Source organism: Paenibacillus medicaginis (assembly GCF_042138635.1).
Classification (GTDB): domain Bacteria; phylum Bacillota; class Bacilli; order Paenibacillales; family Paenibacillaceae; genus Paenibacillus; species Paenibacillus medicaginis.
Window position 1 is genome coordinate 21,393 of sequence record NZ_JBHIRY010000018.1, and the last position, 15,926, is coordinate 37,318.

The following is a 15,926-nucleotide window of genomic DNA, read 5'->3' on the forward strand; positions in this document are numbered from 1 at the left end:
AGAGATGAAATATGATCAGCAGTTCCCGAGATCCTATACAAAAGGAGGGAGCTATAATGGAAACGACCACTTCAAGCGCCCCGAGACCGGATACGGCCGGACTGCGCCGGTTTGCGCGGCTCATCAGGGACTCCAATCCGCCTCGTGTCGTATTGGCAGTGGCGCTGCTTCTTACACTCATCCAGACTGCAGCGGGGCTGATTGTCCCTTTGATGACCAAAGGGCTGATCGACGGACTTACCGCTGATTCACTCAGCAGAAAGGTGATGATCGGGCTCGCCGCTGCATTTATATTGCAGGCAGCTGCTTCGGCGGTATCGATCTATATGCTGAACTATGCGGGACAGCGGATTGTGGCCAACCTTCGCACCCGTCTCTGGAATAAGGTGCTGGCGCTGCCGATTCCGTTTTTCGACCGCAACCGCACCGGAGACACGATGAGCAGGGTAACCAATGATACGAGCCTGATCATGAACCTGATTACCGAATATCTGGTCAGCTTTGTATCCAATATTATCGCTGTTGTCGGTGGTATTGCGCTGCTGTTTTATTTGGACTGGGTAATGACGCTGATCATCCTGGCCGTGGTGCCAGTAACGGCTCTGATATTAATGCCGGTAGGGCGAAAAATGTACCGCATTTCCAAAAAGCAGCAGGATGAAATGGCTGATCTGACCTCCGTGCTGGGGCAGGTAATCGGAGAGATTCGCCTTGTTAAGGCTTACGGCACAGAGAAGAGGGAAGCCCGTTCCGGAGAGGACCGAATCCGCCGCATGTTCAAATTCGGATTGCAGGAGGCGAGAATTCTTGCCTTGATCGGGCCGCTTTCCACGTTTGCCATGACCGCTGTACTCGTTCTTATTCTTGGTGTCGGCGGAATCCGGGTGGCGTCGGGGATGTTAACAGCAGGGGATCTGGTTGCATTTATTTTATTGCTTTTTCAGGTCATTACACCGATGGCACAGTTCACAACTCTGTATTCAAGAATCCAGAAGGTGCTGGGCGCCACAGAGCGGATTCAATCTATCCTTGCTCACGAAGAGGAGCCGCAGGATAGCCGCAAGGAGGCGTCTCCCGAAGGTGAAAGCATCGAATTAAGAAATGTAAGCTTCGCCTATAACACAGGGGAAGAGGTGCTGCGGAATATCAATCTGGTGATTCCCGCACGTCAGACGACCGCTATCGTTGGTCCGAGCGGAAGCGGCAAGTCGACGTTATTCTCCCTGCTGGAAAGGTTTTATGTGCCTGCGGAAGGGGAAATCAGGTACGGGCAGGACCGGATAGATGACTACACACTCTCAAGCTGGCGGGCCAAGATCGGTTATGTGTCCCAGGAAAGCCCCATGATGGCCGGAACGATTCTTGAAAATATTACGTACGGAATTTCACATGAGGTAACCATGGATGAAATTCAGCGGGCGGCAGAACTGGCGTATGCGGCTCCCTTTATCGACAAATTGCCGCAGCAATACAAAACCGAGGTGGGTGAACGGGGCATCAAGCTGTCAGGGGGACAAAGGCAGCGCATCGCCATTGCCCGTGCCTTCCTGCGCAGCCCGGATATTCTGATGCTGGACGAGGCGACCTCGGCGCTGGATAGCTCCTCCGAGCATGAGGTGCAAAAGGCGCTCGCCAACTTGATGGAAGGCCGCACTACAATCGTCATTGCCCACCGTTTATCAACGGTCGTTCACTCGGACCAGATCATAGTGCTTGAAAACGGAAAGGTAACCGGATCAGGAACCCACGCGGAACTGATCCAGTCTCATGAGGTGTACCGCAAGCTGGCGGAAAAACAGTTTGTTGAGGCAGGATTGTTTCTATGAGCTTTAATAGCCATAAGTTATGCAGGTCATTAGGCCAGCGATAATTTATGGCTTTTTTTTGTTCGGTATGATATGATTTAGCTTCCTTTTTTTGAAAAAGTGGATAGAGTTCACAAAAAATCTCTCTTAGGAGGTAACTGAAAGTGGAACAAGATTTTCAAAGTGCCTATCAAGAAGAACAGCAAAGGCTGACGCAGGTTATGGAGGAAATCGACCGCAGACTGCAAAAGCTGCAATCGGTTCCGGTGTATACCGGCCATGACTTTACGGAGCAGGCACTCGAAGCGGGTCGGGAAGAAAGGCGCATGGCTTTGGGCAAAAGTCTGCAGGAGCCTTATTTCGGAAGACTGGATTTTGAGGAGAAGGGCAAGGGAGAACGAAAACCCCTTTATATCGGCAAAATAGGCGTGGATCGTGAAGAGGTGAGGGAGTATCCGCTTGTGATCGATTGGCGCGCTCCTGTGGCCAGCCTGTTCTACTCCTTTACAGGCGGGGAGGACCTTGCTTCCTATGAAGCGCCGGAAGGACTGATTGAAGGGCTGGTCTATTTGAAGCGAAATGTCGTGATCCGGAAGCAAATCCTGGAAAGGGTTGCCGATACCTTCAACCGGGAGAGCGATGATCCCGCCGTATCAGATGAATTTCTCGTCTACCGGCTCGGAGAGAATAAAGATAACCGTCTGCGTGATATCGTTTCGACCATTCAGGCAGAACAGGACCAGATTATCCGTGCCGAACGTGGCAAAGCGCTGGTCATCCAGGGCGTAGCGGGGAGCGGAAAGACTACTGTCGCGCTGCATCGCCTTGCGTTTCTGCTGTACCAGTACAAGGATCAGGTATCGGCCGAAAAAATGATCATTTTTGCGCCAAACCATATGTTCCTCGATTATATATCCGACGTGCTTCCCGAACTTGGCGTCGGCAGTATACAGCAGCGCACCTTCAACGATTGGGCTCTCGGCATGCTGGATACGGACCTCCAGCTCGCACCGGCAGAGGAAGCGCTGCAGACCTGGTTTGAGTCCGGAGCAGCCAGACCGGAGGTAAATGAAGCCACCCCTGGCCGATTTAAGGGATCACTGGTTTTTATGAGGCTGCTTGAAAAGGTTGTGCAGCAGTTGGAGCCCCTGTCGGTGCCCGAGGGCGACTTCAGTCCGTGGGACGGAGCGGTCCTGTCCAGAAATGAAATCCTGCATTGGTTCAATGAAGAGTACAGGCCATATCCCCTTGCCAAGCGCACCGAGCGTGTGCTGGCGAGAATCCATCGCTGGGTCGAAATGGAGCTGAAAAAGCCGGCATCCGCTACTACATTGAAGGAACGGAAGAAGAAAGCGGCACAGCGGGAAAAGGCCTATGCCAAGAAATGGCCGCAGTATGAAGCGGTAAAGATGTACAAACAGCTTTTTCAGGCGATTAAAGGTCCTGCTCTCCCTTCATTCATCTTGGAAGAAATTCCTGTCCATGTGCTGAAGGGGACGGCGGCGGATTTGAAAAAGAATGTGCTGCGCGAAGAGGATCTTCCTGCGCTTGTATATCTGCATATTTTGACGCATGACATCGATTCGGGCAGCCGGTTCGATCATGTGGTGATCGATGAAGCCCAGGATTTTTCACCATTTCATACGGCGCTGCTGGATCTGTTTGTGAAAGGGCATTCGTTTACGATTCTGGGGGACCTGTCCCAGGGCATTCACGCTTATAAAGGTGTTCAAAGCTGGGATGAGGTCAGCTCCCTGTTTGATAGCGGGGACACGGGGTATTTTGCGCTGACGCGCAGCTATCGGTCAACCCTGGAGATCATTGAGTTTGCTAATGTCATTCTGGAAAAGGGCGTGCGCAGCGGCATCACAGCCGTCCCGGTATTCCGCAGCGGTGATCCGGTTCGTGTGCTCCCTTACGGCCCGCAGGGGCGAAAGCAGCATCTGCTGTCCGCGCTGCGGGAGCTGTCTGCTAAAGAATACCGCACCGTATCTGTGCTTACCCGTACTTTGAAGGAGGCTGAGGAGCTTCATGCCTACTTCACTGAGCAGGGGATCGATATTCACCTGATTGACGGCTCCATGAAGCAGTATGAGGGCGGGCTGTCGGTGCTGCCTGTCTACCTTTCCAAAGGGCTGGAGTTTGATGGTGTTATCGTGGCTGATGCGGACGAACAGCACTATGCTGCGGATGCCGTGGACGCGAAGCTGCTGTATGTCGGGTGTACGCGTGCACTGCATGAGCTGTGGCTTATGTATGCGGAGCGTTTGCCGGAATATGTCGAAGCATAGTTTTTGAGGGGGCAGGGCTGTTATGAGGCGCTCCAAGAACGAAGCATTCCTACAATCGCTGTTATCCCCCAATTTCTTATTATACTTTTAGCGGATGAAATTGGGGGATAAAGGCGAACGCTGCCGCTTTTCCGGAATTGCTTCGTCCTTTCCGCTGCTGCGTGCGTCCTTCTACTCATCAATGCCACCCATAAGTCGCCAATCTCCGGCGATTTATGGGTGGTAATAAAGTCGAGAACAGGAACGAGCTTCTCCCTGTTCTCGGCTTTTTGTGCTTCATGCGCCGTTCGGTATGTATGTGCCCCAACCACTTACTACTCGTTTAACTGCAGTGTGACCGGCGGTGTGTTAAAATAGAAGACAGTGTTACGAACGGTTTACGCAAACTTTCAAGGATGTGAACATATGGATTTGTTTTCTTTTTCCCAGGAATCGACCCCGGGCAGCCGTCTGCTTGCGGACCGGATGAGGCCGGTAAGCCTGGATGAATATATTGGACAGGAGCATATTGTAGGCCCGGGAAAGCTGCTGCGGCGGGCAATTGAAGCCGACCAGGTGAGTTCCATTCTGCTGTATGGCCCGCCGGGATGTGGCAAGACGACGCTGGCTCATATTATTTCGAATCATACGCAGGGGAACTTTGTGCGTCTGAATGCAGTCGATGCCTCGGTTAAGGATGTCCGTGAGGTGATCGACCAGGCGCAAAGCAACAAGGCGATGTATGGCACCAAAACGATCCTGTTCCTCGATGAGGTGCATCGTTTCAACAGCTCCAGACAGGACGCCTTGCTGCCAGCAGTAGAGAAGGGGACGATCATCTTCATTGGGGCCACGACGGAAAATCCGTTTCACTACGTTAACGGGGCCTTGCTGAGCCGGTCCACTCTGTTTCAGCTGGAGGCCCTTACCAGGGAGCATTCGCTGGCCGCCATGCGCCGTGCCCTCGGTGATGAGGCCAAAGGGCTTGGTTTCATGCAGCTGAAAGTCGATGAAGAGGCACTGGATCATATCGCTACCATGGCGAACGGGGATATCCGGCGTGCTCTGAACGCCCTTGAGCTGGCTGCACTGACGACCTCTCCGCTCGCGGACGGTACGGTCCATATCACGCTTGAGGTGGCGGAAGAGTCCATCCGCAAACCGATTGTTAAAGCGGATGAATCCACACAGTATGATGTTCTGTCTGCCTTTCACAAGAGCATTCGCGGCTCCAGTGATGCGGCCCTGTTCTGGTTTCTGTATGCGGTGGAAAAGCTGGGCATGGACCCGATGACGTTCATCCGCCGCCTGATCGCTGCCAGCAGTGAGGATATCGGGCTGGCGAATCCGCAAGCGATGGTGCAGGCTGTCAGCGCGCTGGAGGCGTACCGCAATAACGGCTGGCCGGAGGCCAAGCTGAATGTTGCCCAGGCGATCCTGTTTGCGGTGGAAAGCCCGAAATCGAATGGGGTAGTTATGGCGATCTCGAATGCGATGTCCGTGATGGACGAAATCAAGTCGGCGGAGGTTCCCCTGCATCTGCGGGATGCCCATTATAAAGGTGCGGAGAAGCTGGGGCATGTCGGCTACAAATATCCGCATAATTTTCCTAATCACTATGTCAAACAGCAGTATTTGCCGGATGAGATTGCTGACCTAAACTTTTATAAGGCGACAGAGCAAGGCAATGAGAGCAAAATCCGGCAAAATCAGCAATGGCGGGAATCGCAGAAATAAAAAGAACATAACTTTGTGCCGCCAAAGTTCGGTTCGTCGCCATAGGAGAGTTGGAACCAATGATAAAAGATTTAATCTTTGTAGGTGCCGGTGGACTGCTCGGAACGCTCAGTAGGTATGGTGTACAGCAGTGGATTCCGACGGCGGCCGGTGGGTTTCCGCTGGCGGTGCTGCTTATCAACCTGTCCGGTTGCCTGTTCCTCGGCTGGTTTTTCACAGTCACCCCGGGAACATGGCGGATTCCACCGCGCTTGCGCCTCGCCATCGGCACGGGTTTTACCGGAGCCTTTACAACATTCTCAACCTTTACCGTTGATGCACTGCGGTTGTGGAGTGAAGGCCGAGCCGCGGCATCCTTGCTGTATATTCTGGCAAGCCTGCTCGGCGGACTTCTGATGTCTCTGGCAGGCATTAGGCTGGGCCAATATATGGCTTCCCGCTCCGGAGGTGGCGCAACAATATGATCTGGTTGATAGGCATCGGCGGTATTGTCGGCGCGGTGCTGCGCTTCGGTTTGGGCAAAGCGGTGTCTGCCCGCTTGGGTACTTCTTTCCCGTGGGGCACATGGCTCATTAACATTTCAGGCTCGCTGCTTTTGGGGATGTTGTATCATCTGTACTCGCAGGGAAGTCTGTCTCTCACTTTATGGGGGATGCTTGGCGTCGGCTTTTGCGGGGCTTATACGACTTTTTCGACTTTCGGCTACGAGACGCTGCAACTGATCGACAGTGGCCGCGGTGGCCGGGCAGTTCTCTATGTGCTGTCTTCTGCGCTGCTCGGCATAGCGGGAGCAGCGCTCGGAATGGCGATTGCCTCCTGATAGCTTCCCTTCATCGTGGAATGTCATGAAGCAGCGGAACGGGGGATATCATCCATACAACGAAATAGCCATCCTTCCCAGGGGAAGAATGGCTATTTGCAGTATTGCCGTTTTATGCTTGTATCAGGCTTGAGGCTGCAACTGCAGCTTCTCAATCTTGTCGATGGTGCCGCCGCCAAGGCAGACGTCGCCGTCGTAAAATACAACAGCCTGTCCGGGAGTGATCGCCTTCTGATGCTGGTCGAAAGCAACATGCACCGAGCCGTCTTCGCGCCAAGTCAGCGTCACGCCCTGGTCGGGCTGGCGGTAGCGGAACTTGGCTGTACAGTGCAGCGGCTGTGACGGAATCGCGTCCACACCGGCAATCCAGTTGACACCTGCGGCAATAAGGCCTGTGGAATACAGGCTCGGATGCTTGTCCCCTTGCACTACGTACAAAATGTTGCGTTCCAGATCCTTGTCGGCTACAAACCAAGGCTCGCCGGTGCCTGATCCGCCGATGCCCAGACCCTGGCGCTGCCCGAGTGTATAATACATCAGGCCGTCGTGACGGCCTTTGACCTCGCCGGTCACGATATCGACCATATCGCCACCTTTGGCAGGCAGATAATTGCTGAGGAACTCCTTGAAGTTGCGTTCGCCGATGAAGCATACGCCTGTGCTGTCTTTTTTCTTGGCTGTGTACAGCCCCGCTTCTTCAGCAATCCGCCGCACCTCCGGCTTGGGGATATGCCCAATGGGGAACATTGCCTTTGACAGCTGCTTCTGGTTGAGCGCGTTCAGAAAGTAGGTTTGATCCTTGTTGCTGTCCACGCCGCGCAAAAGTGTATAGACCCCGTCATTTTCCACAACCTTTGCATAATGGCCTGTAGCCACATAGTCAGCACCCAAATCCAGCGCTTTATTCAGAAATTCGCCGAATTTGATCTCACGGTTGCACAGCACATCCGGATTTGGTGTGCGGCCGGACTTATATTCATCAAGAAAATAGGAGAATACTTTATCATAATATTCTTTTTCGAAATTGACGGTATAGTAAGGAATATCGATTTGCTCACAGACACGGCGCACATCTTCCGCATCCTCTTCGGCCGTACAGCGGCCGAACTCATCCGTGTCATCCCAGTTTTTCATGAAGATGCCGATTACGTCATAACCTTGCTGCTTCAGCAAAAGAGCCGTTACGGAGGAATCGACGCCTCCCGACATACCGACGACGACACGGGTATCTTTATTGGCTTTTGCCATCGTCATCACCGAACTTTCGTTGGATTGGTCAAGGATATGAATCCTTAACCCTCACATTGTAACACAATTTGTTGCAAGTAAAAACATGCAAGCAAAAACAGTTTGACAATCGGGAAAGGAAAGGTTACCATAAACGGTCTGGATATGATACCATAAGAGCTATGATCGGAATAGAATGTTTTTTTAATTTGCATTATGCAGCTTTGTCTTAACATAGATTTTGCATCATGCAGCAATTTATTTATGAAGAGGTGGCACCTTTGAAAATATCGACTAAAGGACGTTACGGATTAACGATCATGATGGAGCTTGCTGCAAAATACGGAGAAGGGCCGACTTCTTTAAAAAGTATTGCCGAGAGAAACCAGCTGTCCGAGCACTATCTGGAGCAGCTGATTGCGCCGCTCCGCAATGCGGGACTGGTCAAAAGCATCCGTGGGGCATACGGCGGATACATCCTGTCGAACGATCCGGCCGGAGTCACTGCAGGAGATATTATCCGTGTGCTTGAGGGGCCGATTTCCCCCGTCGATTTTACGGAAGAAGACGATCCGGCGAAGCGGGATTTGTGGCTCCGCATCCGGGACAGCATTGCCGGCGTGCTGGATTCGACAACCCTTAAGGACTTGATCACTTATCAGGAAAAGGATCAGACAAACAACTACATGTTTTATATCTAAACGAGGTGGCTTGCGATGAAACGGATTTATCTGGACCATGCCGCCTCGACTCCTGTACATCCTGAGGTTGCGCAGACCATGATGGATATCATGACTGGTCAATTTGGCAACGCTTCAAGCGTGCACGCTTTCGGCCGTATCTCCAAGCGCACGGTCAGCGAAGCACGCGACATCGTTGCGGCTTCTTTAGGATGCCTGTCGGAGGAAGTGATTTTTACGTCAGGCGGTACGGAAAGCGACAACCTGGCCCTCTTCGGAGCGGCGTTCGCCAAAGGGCGCAGGAACGGTCATATCATTACAACAGCAATAGAGCATCATGCGGTTCTTCACAGCTGTGCTGAGCTGGAACGACTAGGATATGAAGTGACTTATGTGCCTGTGGATCACACTGGGCGTGTGCTTCCGGAGGAGGTAGAGGCCGCTATTCGACCGGATACATTCCTGATCAGCATGATGTATGCCAACAATGAAGTCGGAACAGTTCAGCCTGTCATTGAAGTGGGGGAGCTGGCGCGCAGCCGGGGCATTCTGTTTCATGTCGATGCTGTACAAGCCTTCGGAGCGCTACCGATTTCATGCCGCGATCTGCCGGTAGACCTGCTGAGCGTGTCGGCCCATAAAATCAACGGGCCGCAGGGGATTGGAGCCTTGTATGTGCGCCGCGGCACAGCCCTTCAGCCCCGGCAGTACGGCGGATTGCAGGAGAAGCAACGGCGGGCAGGTACGGAAAATATAGCAGGCATCACCGGCTTTGCGAAGGCTGCCGCCATTGCAACCGCTGCGGTTCATGAACGGAGAGAGCATGATCTGTTGCTCCGTGAAACGCTTTTGAACGGCCTAGAGCAGAGTCTTGGCAGCGGCGGATTTACGGTGAACGGCAGCAGTGAGCATTTCCTGCCTCACATTGTGAATCTCAGCTTTCCCGGCTGCGGCACGGAGACGATGCTGATGAATCTGGATATGGAAGGAATTGCGGCGGCAAGCGGCTCCGCATGCACCTCCGGCTCCATTGAGCTGTCTCATGTTCTGCAAGCCATGAATCTTCCCGAAGATATTCTGCGTTCCGCGATTCGTTTTAGTTTCGGTTTGGGTAATACTACGGAAGAAATGGAATACACGGCTGAAAAAATTGCAACCATATCGCAAAGGCTGCGTAATAGGCATTAGGGGAAGCTCCGTAAATTGAAAGGAGGGTAGTGCTGTTTTCCATTTCATCAGCCGAACGGCAAGACTGCTGCGTGCAAGAGCAAGATTTTACCGCATGTTCGGAATATGAATGATGAGGAGGCACCCGACATGAAGCTTCAGGAAATGATCGGTCTTGCTGTATTTAATGTGGAAGACGGCAAGCAGATTGGCAAAATACATGATTTTATACTTACGGCGGACTGGACCATTAAAGGGATTGAACTGGAAGGGAAAAGTCTCTTTTCCTCCCACGTCAAGACCATTGATTGGGAAGACATCGTAGCGTACGGGGAAGATGCCGTAATGATTCGCAATCAGCAGGCTGTCCGCAACACGGAAGCCGACGACATACATTATACTTATCTTCTTGGCGGCAGCAAGCTTAAGGATCTGTCCGTTCTGACGGAGGAGGGACTTATGCTTGGACATGTCACCGATGTTTATTTTGATCAGGAATTGGGCAACAAGGTAAGAGGGATTGAAATCAGCGAGGGTTTTGTTTCAGACCTGATCGAAGGTCGGAAATGGCTGCCCTGCACCAACGGCATGTCCATCGGGGAGAATGCGATTATGGTTCCCCCGCTGAGCGAGCAGCGATTGGAGAAGGCTATACATTCTGTTAACGGATAGGTGAATTTATGAAATGTCCAAATTGTAATTCCAAAGATATAGGCAAAATCGGCTCTCACCAGTTTTACTGCTGGGGCTGTTATATTGAACTGCAGGTAATCGGAGATAAAATGTCTGTCTACCAGGTCGAAGAAGACGGAACGCTCAGTTCACTGGACGATCTGTTCTTCGGTGAGGAGTATACCCAGGAATTCCCGCAGGCGCACGCATCCTCTTAGAGGTTGTTCAAAAAGTCATCTTTTGATCACAAAGTAAGTCAGGAAGCGGACTCGACATCGAATCTTGAATTCAGCCGGGACTAAGCGCATGCTTCCGAAGCATGTTTCCTCCGGAAACATTTCAGGTGCTCACGTACACCAAACGTACGCTCCGCTCCTCAGTCCCTAGCTTCATTCAACTCAAGCGTTTTGAAAAAACGCACTTCGGAAGCATAGGCTTCGGTGCTGAAAACCTGACTTTTTGAACACGCACTTAAATGATTGTGACTGCCGGCTTCGTATTGCTGTAGTTTAACACGCGCTTGTTCTTCCGGATAGCGGAAGATCAGGCGCGTTTTTTTTGGAAAGGGGAATGCGGGTTAATCCGGTCTGCTTCGGCATATACTGAATCGGAAGGCAAGTCCCAGAAAAGAAGGTGAAGCAGAAGATGGAGCATTTATCCAAAAACAGATTTTTCCGTAATGGTGTGCTGCTGCTGCTCGGTCTGATGATTTTATACTTCCTATGGCTCCTGCGTCCGCTGTTTTTCACTACATACGGTTTTTTAAAAACGATCATCGCGCCCTTCGCCGTGGCCATGATTATTTCCTATGTCCTTAACCCTGTCGTGAATATGCTCAGCAGCAGGAAGATGCCAAGGGGAGTGGCGGTGCTGCTCATTTATGCCTTTTTCCTGACCTGCCTTGGCGTCGTGTTGATGAACATCATCCCTATGCTGATTGAGCAGCTGGAAGAATTAAATGAGCATTTGCCCGAAATTACAATGCATGCGCAGGGACTTCTGTCCGATTTGGACAATCAAGTGATGCCAGGTGGCGTCCGCAGCGGAATGAATCAATGGGTTTTTCAGCTGGAAAACCGTATTTCCACGGCCATTACGGGCATTATGGATAACATCGGGGGCATGATTAATACGCTGCTCAATATTTTCATCGTGCCGTTTCTGATCTTCTATATTCTCAAGGATTTTGACGTGTTTGAGCGGGCGGTGGTATCGATTCTTCCGGGCGCTCACCGCAAGGGGATTGTTGTCATGCTGAAGGAAATCGATACGGCGCTCGGGCACTATATCCGGGGACAATTTCTCGTATGCGTCATTATCGGGGCCTTGGCTTATGCGGGATATATGATTGCGGGAATGCCCTATGCTCTGCTTCTTGCCAGCATCGTGGCGCTCTTTAACATCATTCCGTATCTGGGGCCTTTTCTCGGGGCCGCACCTGCAGTGATTATGGCTTCAACGATCTCGATGAAAATGGTGGTTATGGTCATTATTGTGAATATTGTGTGTCAAATTCTGGAGACCAATGTGGTGTCACCGCAGGTGGTGGGCCGGACGCTGCATCTGCACCCGCTCGCAATTATTTTTGCGCTTCTGGTGGGCGGAGAGGTTGCAGGCATTCCGGGTCTGATTTTGGCCGTGCCAGTAATGGCTGTGCTCAAAGTAGTAGTACAGCGGCTTTTCGCCTACTATATCAAACGAAAAACGGTTTAGATTTTATTGACAGCTCCTATACCCGCAAGTATAATCAAGTGTGAATGTTTACAGGATAAAACGTTGATGAAATTAAGTACGCCGGGTTTCTTTCCCAGAGAGCGGGCTTCTTCACAGGTTCTCCCGTGAAGGCTGCAAGAGCCTGTGTCAGATAACGGCGGAAAGCTCATTTCGGAGTGCGGCTCATCCCCGTCGGCAAGGACCCCGTTACCGGTCTGTATAAGGCGATCACTTGTTTATGCACAGGCACAGACAGTGATAACCAGGGTGGTACCGCGATATTTTCGTCCCTGATTTTTTTCAGGGGCGTTTTTCTGTTTTACCTAAATTTGAACCGATGGAGGCATGTGTTATGAAAGCCAGTGAAATTCGCTCCAAATGGCTGGAGTTTTTTAAGGAAAAGGGACATGCGATTGAACCGAGCGCTTCGCTTGTACCGCACAATGACCCGACTTTGCTGTGGATCAATGCCGGGATGGCGCCTTTAAAGCCCTATTTCGACGGACGTGTCAAACCTGAAAATCCGCGTATCGCGAATTCCCAGAAATGTATCCGCACCAATGACATTGAGAATGTTGGCAAAACGCGCAGACATCATACCTTTTTCGAGATGCTGGGCAACTTCTCCATCGGGGATTATTTTAAAGAAGAAGTAATTACCTGGGCCTGGGAGTTCCTGACGAGTCCGAAATGGATCGGCTTTGATCCTGAGCGGCTGTCGGTCACAGTTTACCCGGAGGATGAAGAGGCTTACAGATACTGGAATGAGAAAATCGGCCTGCCTGCGGAGCGGATCATCAAGCTGGAAGACAACTTCTGGGACATCGGCGAGGGGCCGTGCGGTCCTTGTACCGAGATTTTCTATGATCGCGGCGAAGCTTACGGCAGTGATATGTCGGACCCGGAAATGTATCCGGGCGGCGAGAACGAGCGCTATCTGGAAGTGTGGAACCTCGTGTTCTCCCAGTTCAACCATAACAAGGATGGCAGCTATACGCCGCTTCCGAACAAAAATATCGATACAGGCGCAGGCCTGGAGCGTTTTGCCTCCATCCTGCAGAATGTGAACTCCAACTTTGATACAGACCTGTTCCAGCCGATGATTCAGAAGACGGCTGCCATTGCCGGTGTTAAATACAATGAGGATCCTGAGAAGGATGTAGCCCTCAAGGTTATTGCGGATCATATTCGTACAGTAACTTTCGCCGTGGGCGACGGGGTGCTGCCTTCCAACGAAGGCCGGGGTTATGTTATCCGCCGCCTGCTGCGCCGTGCGGTTCGTTTCGGCAAAAAGCTGGGGCTGGACCGGCCGTTTATGTTCCAGCTGGTGGAGACCGTCGGCGACGTCATGGGAGTATACTATCCGGAGGTCGTGGATAAGCGCGATTTCATCGTCAAGGTGATTAAAACGGAAGAGGAGCGCTTCCATGAAACGCTGAGCGACGGCCTTGCCATTCTGTCCGAGATCAGCGAGCAGGCAAAAGCGGCGGGACAGACGGTCATCAGCGGCACTGACGCCTTCAAGCTGTACGATACCTATGGATTTCCCTTTGACCTTACGGAGGATTATGCCAGTGAGCACGGCTTGACGGTTGACCGCGAAGGCTTTGACCAGGCGATGCAGGAGCAGCGTGACCGCGCCCGTGCCGCACGCCAGGACAGCGGCAGCATGAAGGTACAGGGCGGAGCGCTGTCCGAGCTGACGGTTAAAAGTGATTTTGTTGGATATAATGACCTCGTGACCGAATCCAAGGTACTGGCTATTATTTATGAGGATGTATTGGTCGATAATATAAGTGAAGGCCAGGAAGCACAGATTGTCCTGGATATGACTCCGTTTTATGCGGAAAGCGGCGGACAGGTGAGCGACCGCGGGGTATTGCATGGCGCAGCGGTGACCGCAAAGGTTCAGGGTATGAGCAAAGCACCGCAGGGCCAGCATGTCCATCAGATTCTGGTGCAGGCGGGCGAGCTGCGCGTGGGCGATACCGTACGGGCGGAAGTAGATGCTGAAGTCCGCCAGGACATTGAGAAAAACCATACTGCCACGCACCTTCTTCATAAAGCGCTGAAAGAGGTGCTGGGCGAGCATGTGAATCAGGCAGGCTCCCTGGTGGAGGCTTCGCGCCTGCGTTTCGACTTCTCGCATTTTGGCAGCATTTCGGCCGAAGAGCTCGCGGATATTGAGCGCAGAGTCAACAGCCATATTTGGAGTCAGGACAAGGTTACCATTGATCTGATGTCAATTGATGAAGCCAAGGCGCTGGGAGCGATGGCTCTCTTCGGTGAAAAGTACGGGGACATCGTGCGGGTTGTCAAAGCGGGAGACTACAGCATTGAGCTGTGTGGGGGCTGCCATGTGGGCAACACCTCGCAAATCGGGCTCTTCAAGCTGGTGAGCGAGAGTGGCATCGGGTCCGGCGTACGCAGAATCGAGGCGGTGACCGGGCGCAACGCGTACGAATATTCGGAAGGCCAGCTTGAGCTGCTGAAGTCGGCAGCCATGCTTCTGAAAGCCAACGTTAATGAAGTGCCGAAACGGATTGAGGGGCTGCATCAGCAAATCAAGGAGCTCAGCCGCGAGAACGAATCGCTGCAGGGCAAGCTGAGCGCCATCGAGGCCGGCCAGTTGACCGACAAGGTTGTACAGGCGGGAGCCACGCAGCTGCTGGCTGTTCGCGTACAGGCATCTACAATGGATAATCTCCGTGCAATTGCCGATGAGCTGAAAGGCAAGCTGCCGTCCGCTGTGCTTGTGCTTGGAGCAGCGATGGAGGATAAAGTAAACTTTGTCGTGGCAGTGCCTGCCGAGCAGGTAAAAGCGGGTATTCATGCCGGCAAGCTGGTGAAAGAAATCGCGGCCGTCTGCGGCGGCGGTGGTGGCGGCCGTCCGGATATGGCACAGGCGGGAGGGCGGGACGCCTCCAAGCTTGACGAAGCGCTTGCCCGAGCAGTCGAGCTGGTGACTGCGGCTTCCGGCAGTTGAATAAACCAGCCGTAATTCTGAAAAATATACAGAAATCTGGGAAATTAGGGCCGTTAATTTCCTTGCAGGCACCAGGTTATGATATGATATAGAGGAATAGCTGGCATAAACATGTGTGTCATGTTTTTGTGGAAGCGAGGTGTCTACATGGATTCCATGGATAAGACGGTGAAGTTTAATGTCAAGGCCGACGAGAAGGAAGCGTCGGCGCAGGAAATACTGCTGACGGTATACGATGCTCTGGTCGAGAAGGAATACAATCCCATCAATCAGATCGTCGGTTACCTGCTGTCGGGGGATCCGGCTTATATTCCCCGACACAACAACGCCAGAAGTCTGGTGCGCAAGAAAGAACGTGATGAGCTGATCGAAGAACTGGTCCGTTCTTATTTGGCCAGCCATCGTCAGGGGAAGACGGAATGAAAGTGATGGGTCTGGATTACGGGGACCGCAGGATTGGCGTCGCCATGAGCGATGCCTTCGGCTGGACCGCCCAGGGATTAGAAGTTATCGAACGGCGTAAGGACGAGAGCGAATATGGCAAGATTGCCGAGCTGGTGCGGGGCAACGAGATTTCCGAGCTTGTTGTCGGTTTGCCCAAGAACATGAACGGAACCGTTGGCCCACGGGGCGAAATTGCAATGGCTTTTGCCGAAAGATTACGCGAGTTACTGAACATCCCCGTTCACCTTTGGGATGAGCGGCTAACAACCGTCGCCGCAGAGCGGACGCTGCTGGAAGCAGACGTCAGCCGGAAGAAGCGCAAGCAGGTTGTTGACAAAATGGCCGCAAGCTTGATTTTGCAAAATTATTTGGATGCTAACATTAAAAGGTGAGGGGGATTTCGCT

At 52.3% G+C, this 15,926-nt stretch carries 14 protein-coding genes; 13 read left to right on the forward strand and 1 reads right to left on the reverse strand.

Annotation, left to right across the window (positions count from 1 at the left end):
* Nucleotides 1-56: 56 nt before the first annotated feature.
* The 5 genes from ACE5LO_RS17420 to crcB (ACE5LO_RS17440) all read left to right on the forward strand — a co-directional run bounded on the left by ACE5LO_RS17420 (nt 57) and on the right by crcB (ACE5LO_RS17440) (nt 6,632).
* Nucleotides 57-1,826: an ABC transporter ATP-binding protein gene (locus ACE5LO_RS17420; RefSeq protein WP_375521285.1), complete on the forward strand. Its 1,770-nt coding sequence runs from the start codon at nt 57-59 to the stop codon at nt 1,824-1,826.
* A 143-nt stretch (nt 1,827-1,969) separates the two neighbouring features.
* Nucleotides 1,970-4,096 carry a HelD family protein gene (locus tag ACE5LO_RS17425; RefSeq protein ID WP_375521286.1) on the forward strand — a complete coding sequence of 709 codons (2,127 nt, stop codon included), beginning with the start codon at nt 1,970-1,972 and terminating at the stop codon, nt 4,094-4,096.
* Between the two features lie 405 nt (nt 4,097-4,501).
* Nucleotides 4,502-5,812: a replication-associated recombination protein A gene (locus ACE5LO_RS17430; protein ID WP_375521287.1), complete on the forward strand. Its 1,311-nt coding sequence runs from the start codon at nt 4,502-4,504 to the stop codon at nt 5,810-5,812.
* Between the two features lie 62 nt (nt 5,813-5,874).
* Complete coding sequence (gene crcB, locus ACE5LO_RS17435; RefSeq protein ID WP_375521350.1) at nt 5,875-6,276, forward strand: fluoride efflux transporter CrcB; 402 nt, start codon at nt 5,875-5,877, stop codon at nt 6,274-6,276.
* A complete protein-coding gene (gene crcB / locus ACE5LO_RS17440; protein ID WP_375521288.1) occupies nt 6,273-6,632 on the forward strand; it encodes a fluoride efflux transporter CrcB in 360 nt (119 codons plus the stop codon). The genes crcB (ACE5LO_RS17435) and crcB (ACE5LO_RS17440) overlap by 4 nt, the downstream gene beginning before the upstream one ends.
* A gap of 123 nt (nt 6,633-6,755) precedes the next feature.
* On the opposite strand, the gene mnmA is transcribed toward crcB (ACE5LO_RS17440), so the two are convergent.
* Nucleotides 6,756-7,880 (reverse strand): tRNA 2-thiouridine(34) synthase MnmA, encoded by a 1,125-nt coding sequence (mnmA, locus tag ACE5LO_RS17445; protein ID WP_375521289.1) that lies wholly within the window; start codon nt 7,878-7,880, stop codon nt 6,756-6,758.
* Between the two features lie 260 nt (nt 7,881-8,140).
* Here mnmA and cymR point away from each other — a divergent pair, with 260 nt between their 5' ends.
* From cymR to ruvX, 8 genes are all read left to right on the forward strand, one after another.
* On the forward strand, nt 8,141-8,560 hold the full coding sequence (gene cymR / locus ACE5LO_RS17450) for a cysteine metabolism transcriptional regulator CymR (protein WP_375521290.1): 420 nt from the start codon (nt 8,141-8,143) through the stop codon (nt 8,558-8,560).
* Nucleotides 8,561-8,575: 15 nt separating this feature from the next.
* Entirely contained in the window at nt 8,576-9,727 is a 1,152-nt protein-coding gene (locus tag ACE5LO_RS17455; RefSeq protein ID WP_375521291.1) for a cysteine desulfurase family protein, read from the forward strand.
* 129 nt (nt 9,728-9,856) lie between these two features.
* Nucleotides 9,857-10,378: a PRC-barrel domain-containing protein gene (locus ACE5LO_RS17460; RefSeq protein ID WP_375521292.1), complete on the forward strand. Its 522-nt coding sequence runs from the start codon at nt 9,857-9,859 to the stop codon at nt 10,376-10,378.
* A gap of 8 nt (nt 10,379-10,386) precedes the next feature.
* The gene (locus ACE5LO_RS17465) at nt 10,387-10,596 is read left to right on the forward strand and encodes a YrzR-like zinc ribbon domain (RefSeq protein WP_355320540.1); all 210 of its coding nucleotides are present in this window, start codon (nt 10,387-10,389) and stop codon (nt 10,594-10,596) included.
* Between the two features lie 427 nt (nt 10,597-11,023).
* A complete protein-coding gene (locus ACE5LO_RS17470) occupies nt 11,024-12,091 on the forward strand; it encodes an AI-2E family transporter (RefSeq protein ID WP_375521293.1) in 1,068 nt (355 codons plus the stop codon).
* Between the two features lie 352 nt (nt 12,092-12,443).
* Nucleotides 12,444-15,077, forward strand: a complete 2,634-nt coding sequence (alaS, locus tag ACE5LO_RS17475; RefSeq protein ID WP_375521294.1) for an alanine--tRNA ligase — start codon at nt 12,444-12,446, stop codon at nt 15,075-15,077.
* Between the two features lie 147 nt (nt 15,078-15,224).
* Nucleotides 15,225-15,500 carry an IreB family regulatory phosphoprotein gene (locus tag ACE5LO_RS17480; protein ID WP_355320537.1) on the forward strand — a complete coding sequence of 92 codons (276 nt, stop codon included), beginning with the start codon at nt 15,225-15,227 and terminating at the stop codon, nt 15,498-15,500.
* Nucleotides 15,497-15,913 carry a Holliday junction resolvase RuvX gene (gene ruvX / locus ACE5LO_RS17485; RefSeq protein WP_375521295.1) on the forward strand — a complete coding sequence of 139 codons (417 nt, stop codon included), beginning with the start codon at nt 15,497-15,499 and terminating at the stop codon, nt 15,911-15,913. Before ACE5LO_RS17480 ends, ruvX begins: the two co-directional genes overlap by 4 nt.
* The last annotated feature ends 13 nt before the right edge of the window (nt 15,914-15,926 follow it).

What these genes read in the sequence shown, in the direction of transcription:
- ACE5LO_RS17420 (WP_375521285.1), top strand. Translation starts at nt 57, where the DNA reads ATGGAAACGACCACTTCAAGCGCCCCGAGACCGGATACGGCCGGACTG.
- ACE5LO_RS17430 (WP_375521287.1), top strand. Translation starts at nt 4,502, where the DNA reads ATGGATTTGTTTTCTTTTTCCCAGGAATCGACCCCGGGCAGCCGTCTG.
- crcB (WP_375521288.1), top strand. Translation starts at nt 6,273, where the DNA reads ATGATCTGGTTGATAGGCATCGGCGGTATTGTCGGCGCGGTGCTGCGC.
- mnmA (WP_375521289.1), bottom strand. Translation starts at nt 7,880, where the DNA reads ATGGCAAAAGCCAATAAAGATACCCGTGTCGTCGTCGGTATGTCGGGA.
- ACE5LO_RS17455 (WP_375521291.1), top strand. Translation starts at nt 8,576, where the DNA reads ATGAAACGGATTTATCTGGACCATGCCGCCTCGACTCCTGTACATCCT.
- ACE5LO_RS17460 (WP_375521292.1), top strand. Translation starts at nt 9,857, where the DNA reads ATGAAGCTTCAGGAAATGATCGGTCTTGCTGTATTTAATGTGGAAGAC.
- ACE5LO_RS17465 (WP_355320540.1), top strand. Translation starts at nt 10,387, where the DNA reads ATGAAATGTCCAAATTGTAATTCCAAAGATATAGGCAAAATCGGCTCT.
- ACE5LO_RS17470 (WP_375521293.1), top strand. Translation starts at nt 11,024, where the DNA reads ATGGAGCATTTATCCAAAAACAGATTTTTCCGTAATGGTGTGCTGCTG.
- alaS (WP_375521294.1), top strand. Translation starts at nt 12,444, where the DNA reads ATGAAAGCCAGTGAAATTCGCTCCAAATGGCTGGAGTTTTTTAAGGAA.
- ACE5LO_RS17480 (WP_355320537.1), top strand. Translation starts at nt 15,225, where the DNA reads ATGGATTCCATGGATAAGACGGTGAAGTTTAATGTCAAGGCCGACGAG.
- ruvX (WP_375521295.1), top strand. Translation starts at nt 15,497, where the DNA reads ATGAAAGTGATGGGTCTGGATTACGGGGACCGCAGGATTGGCGTCGCC.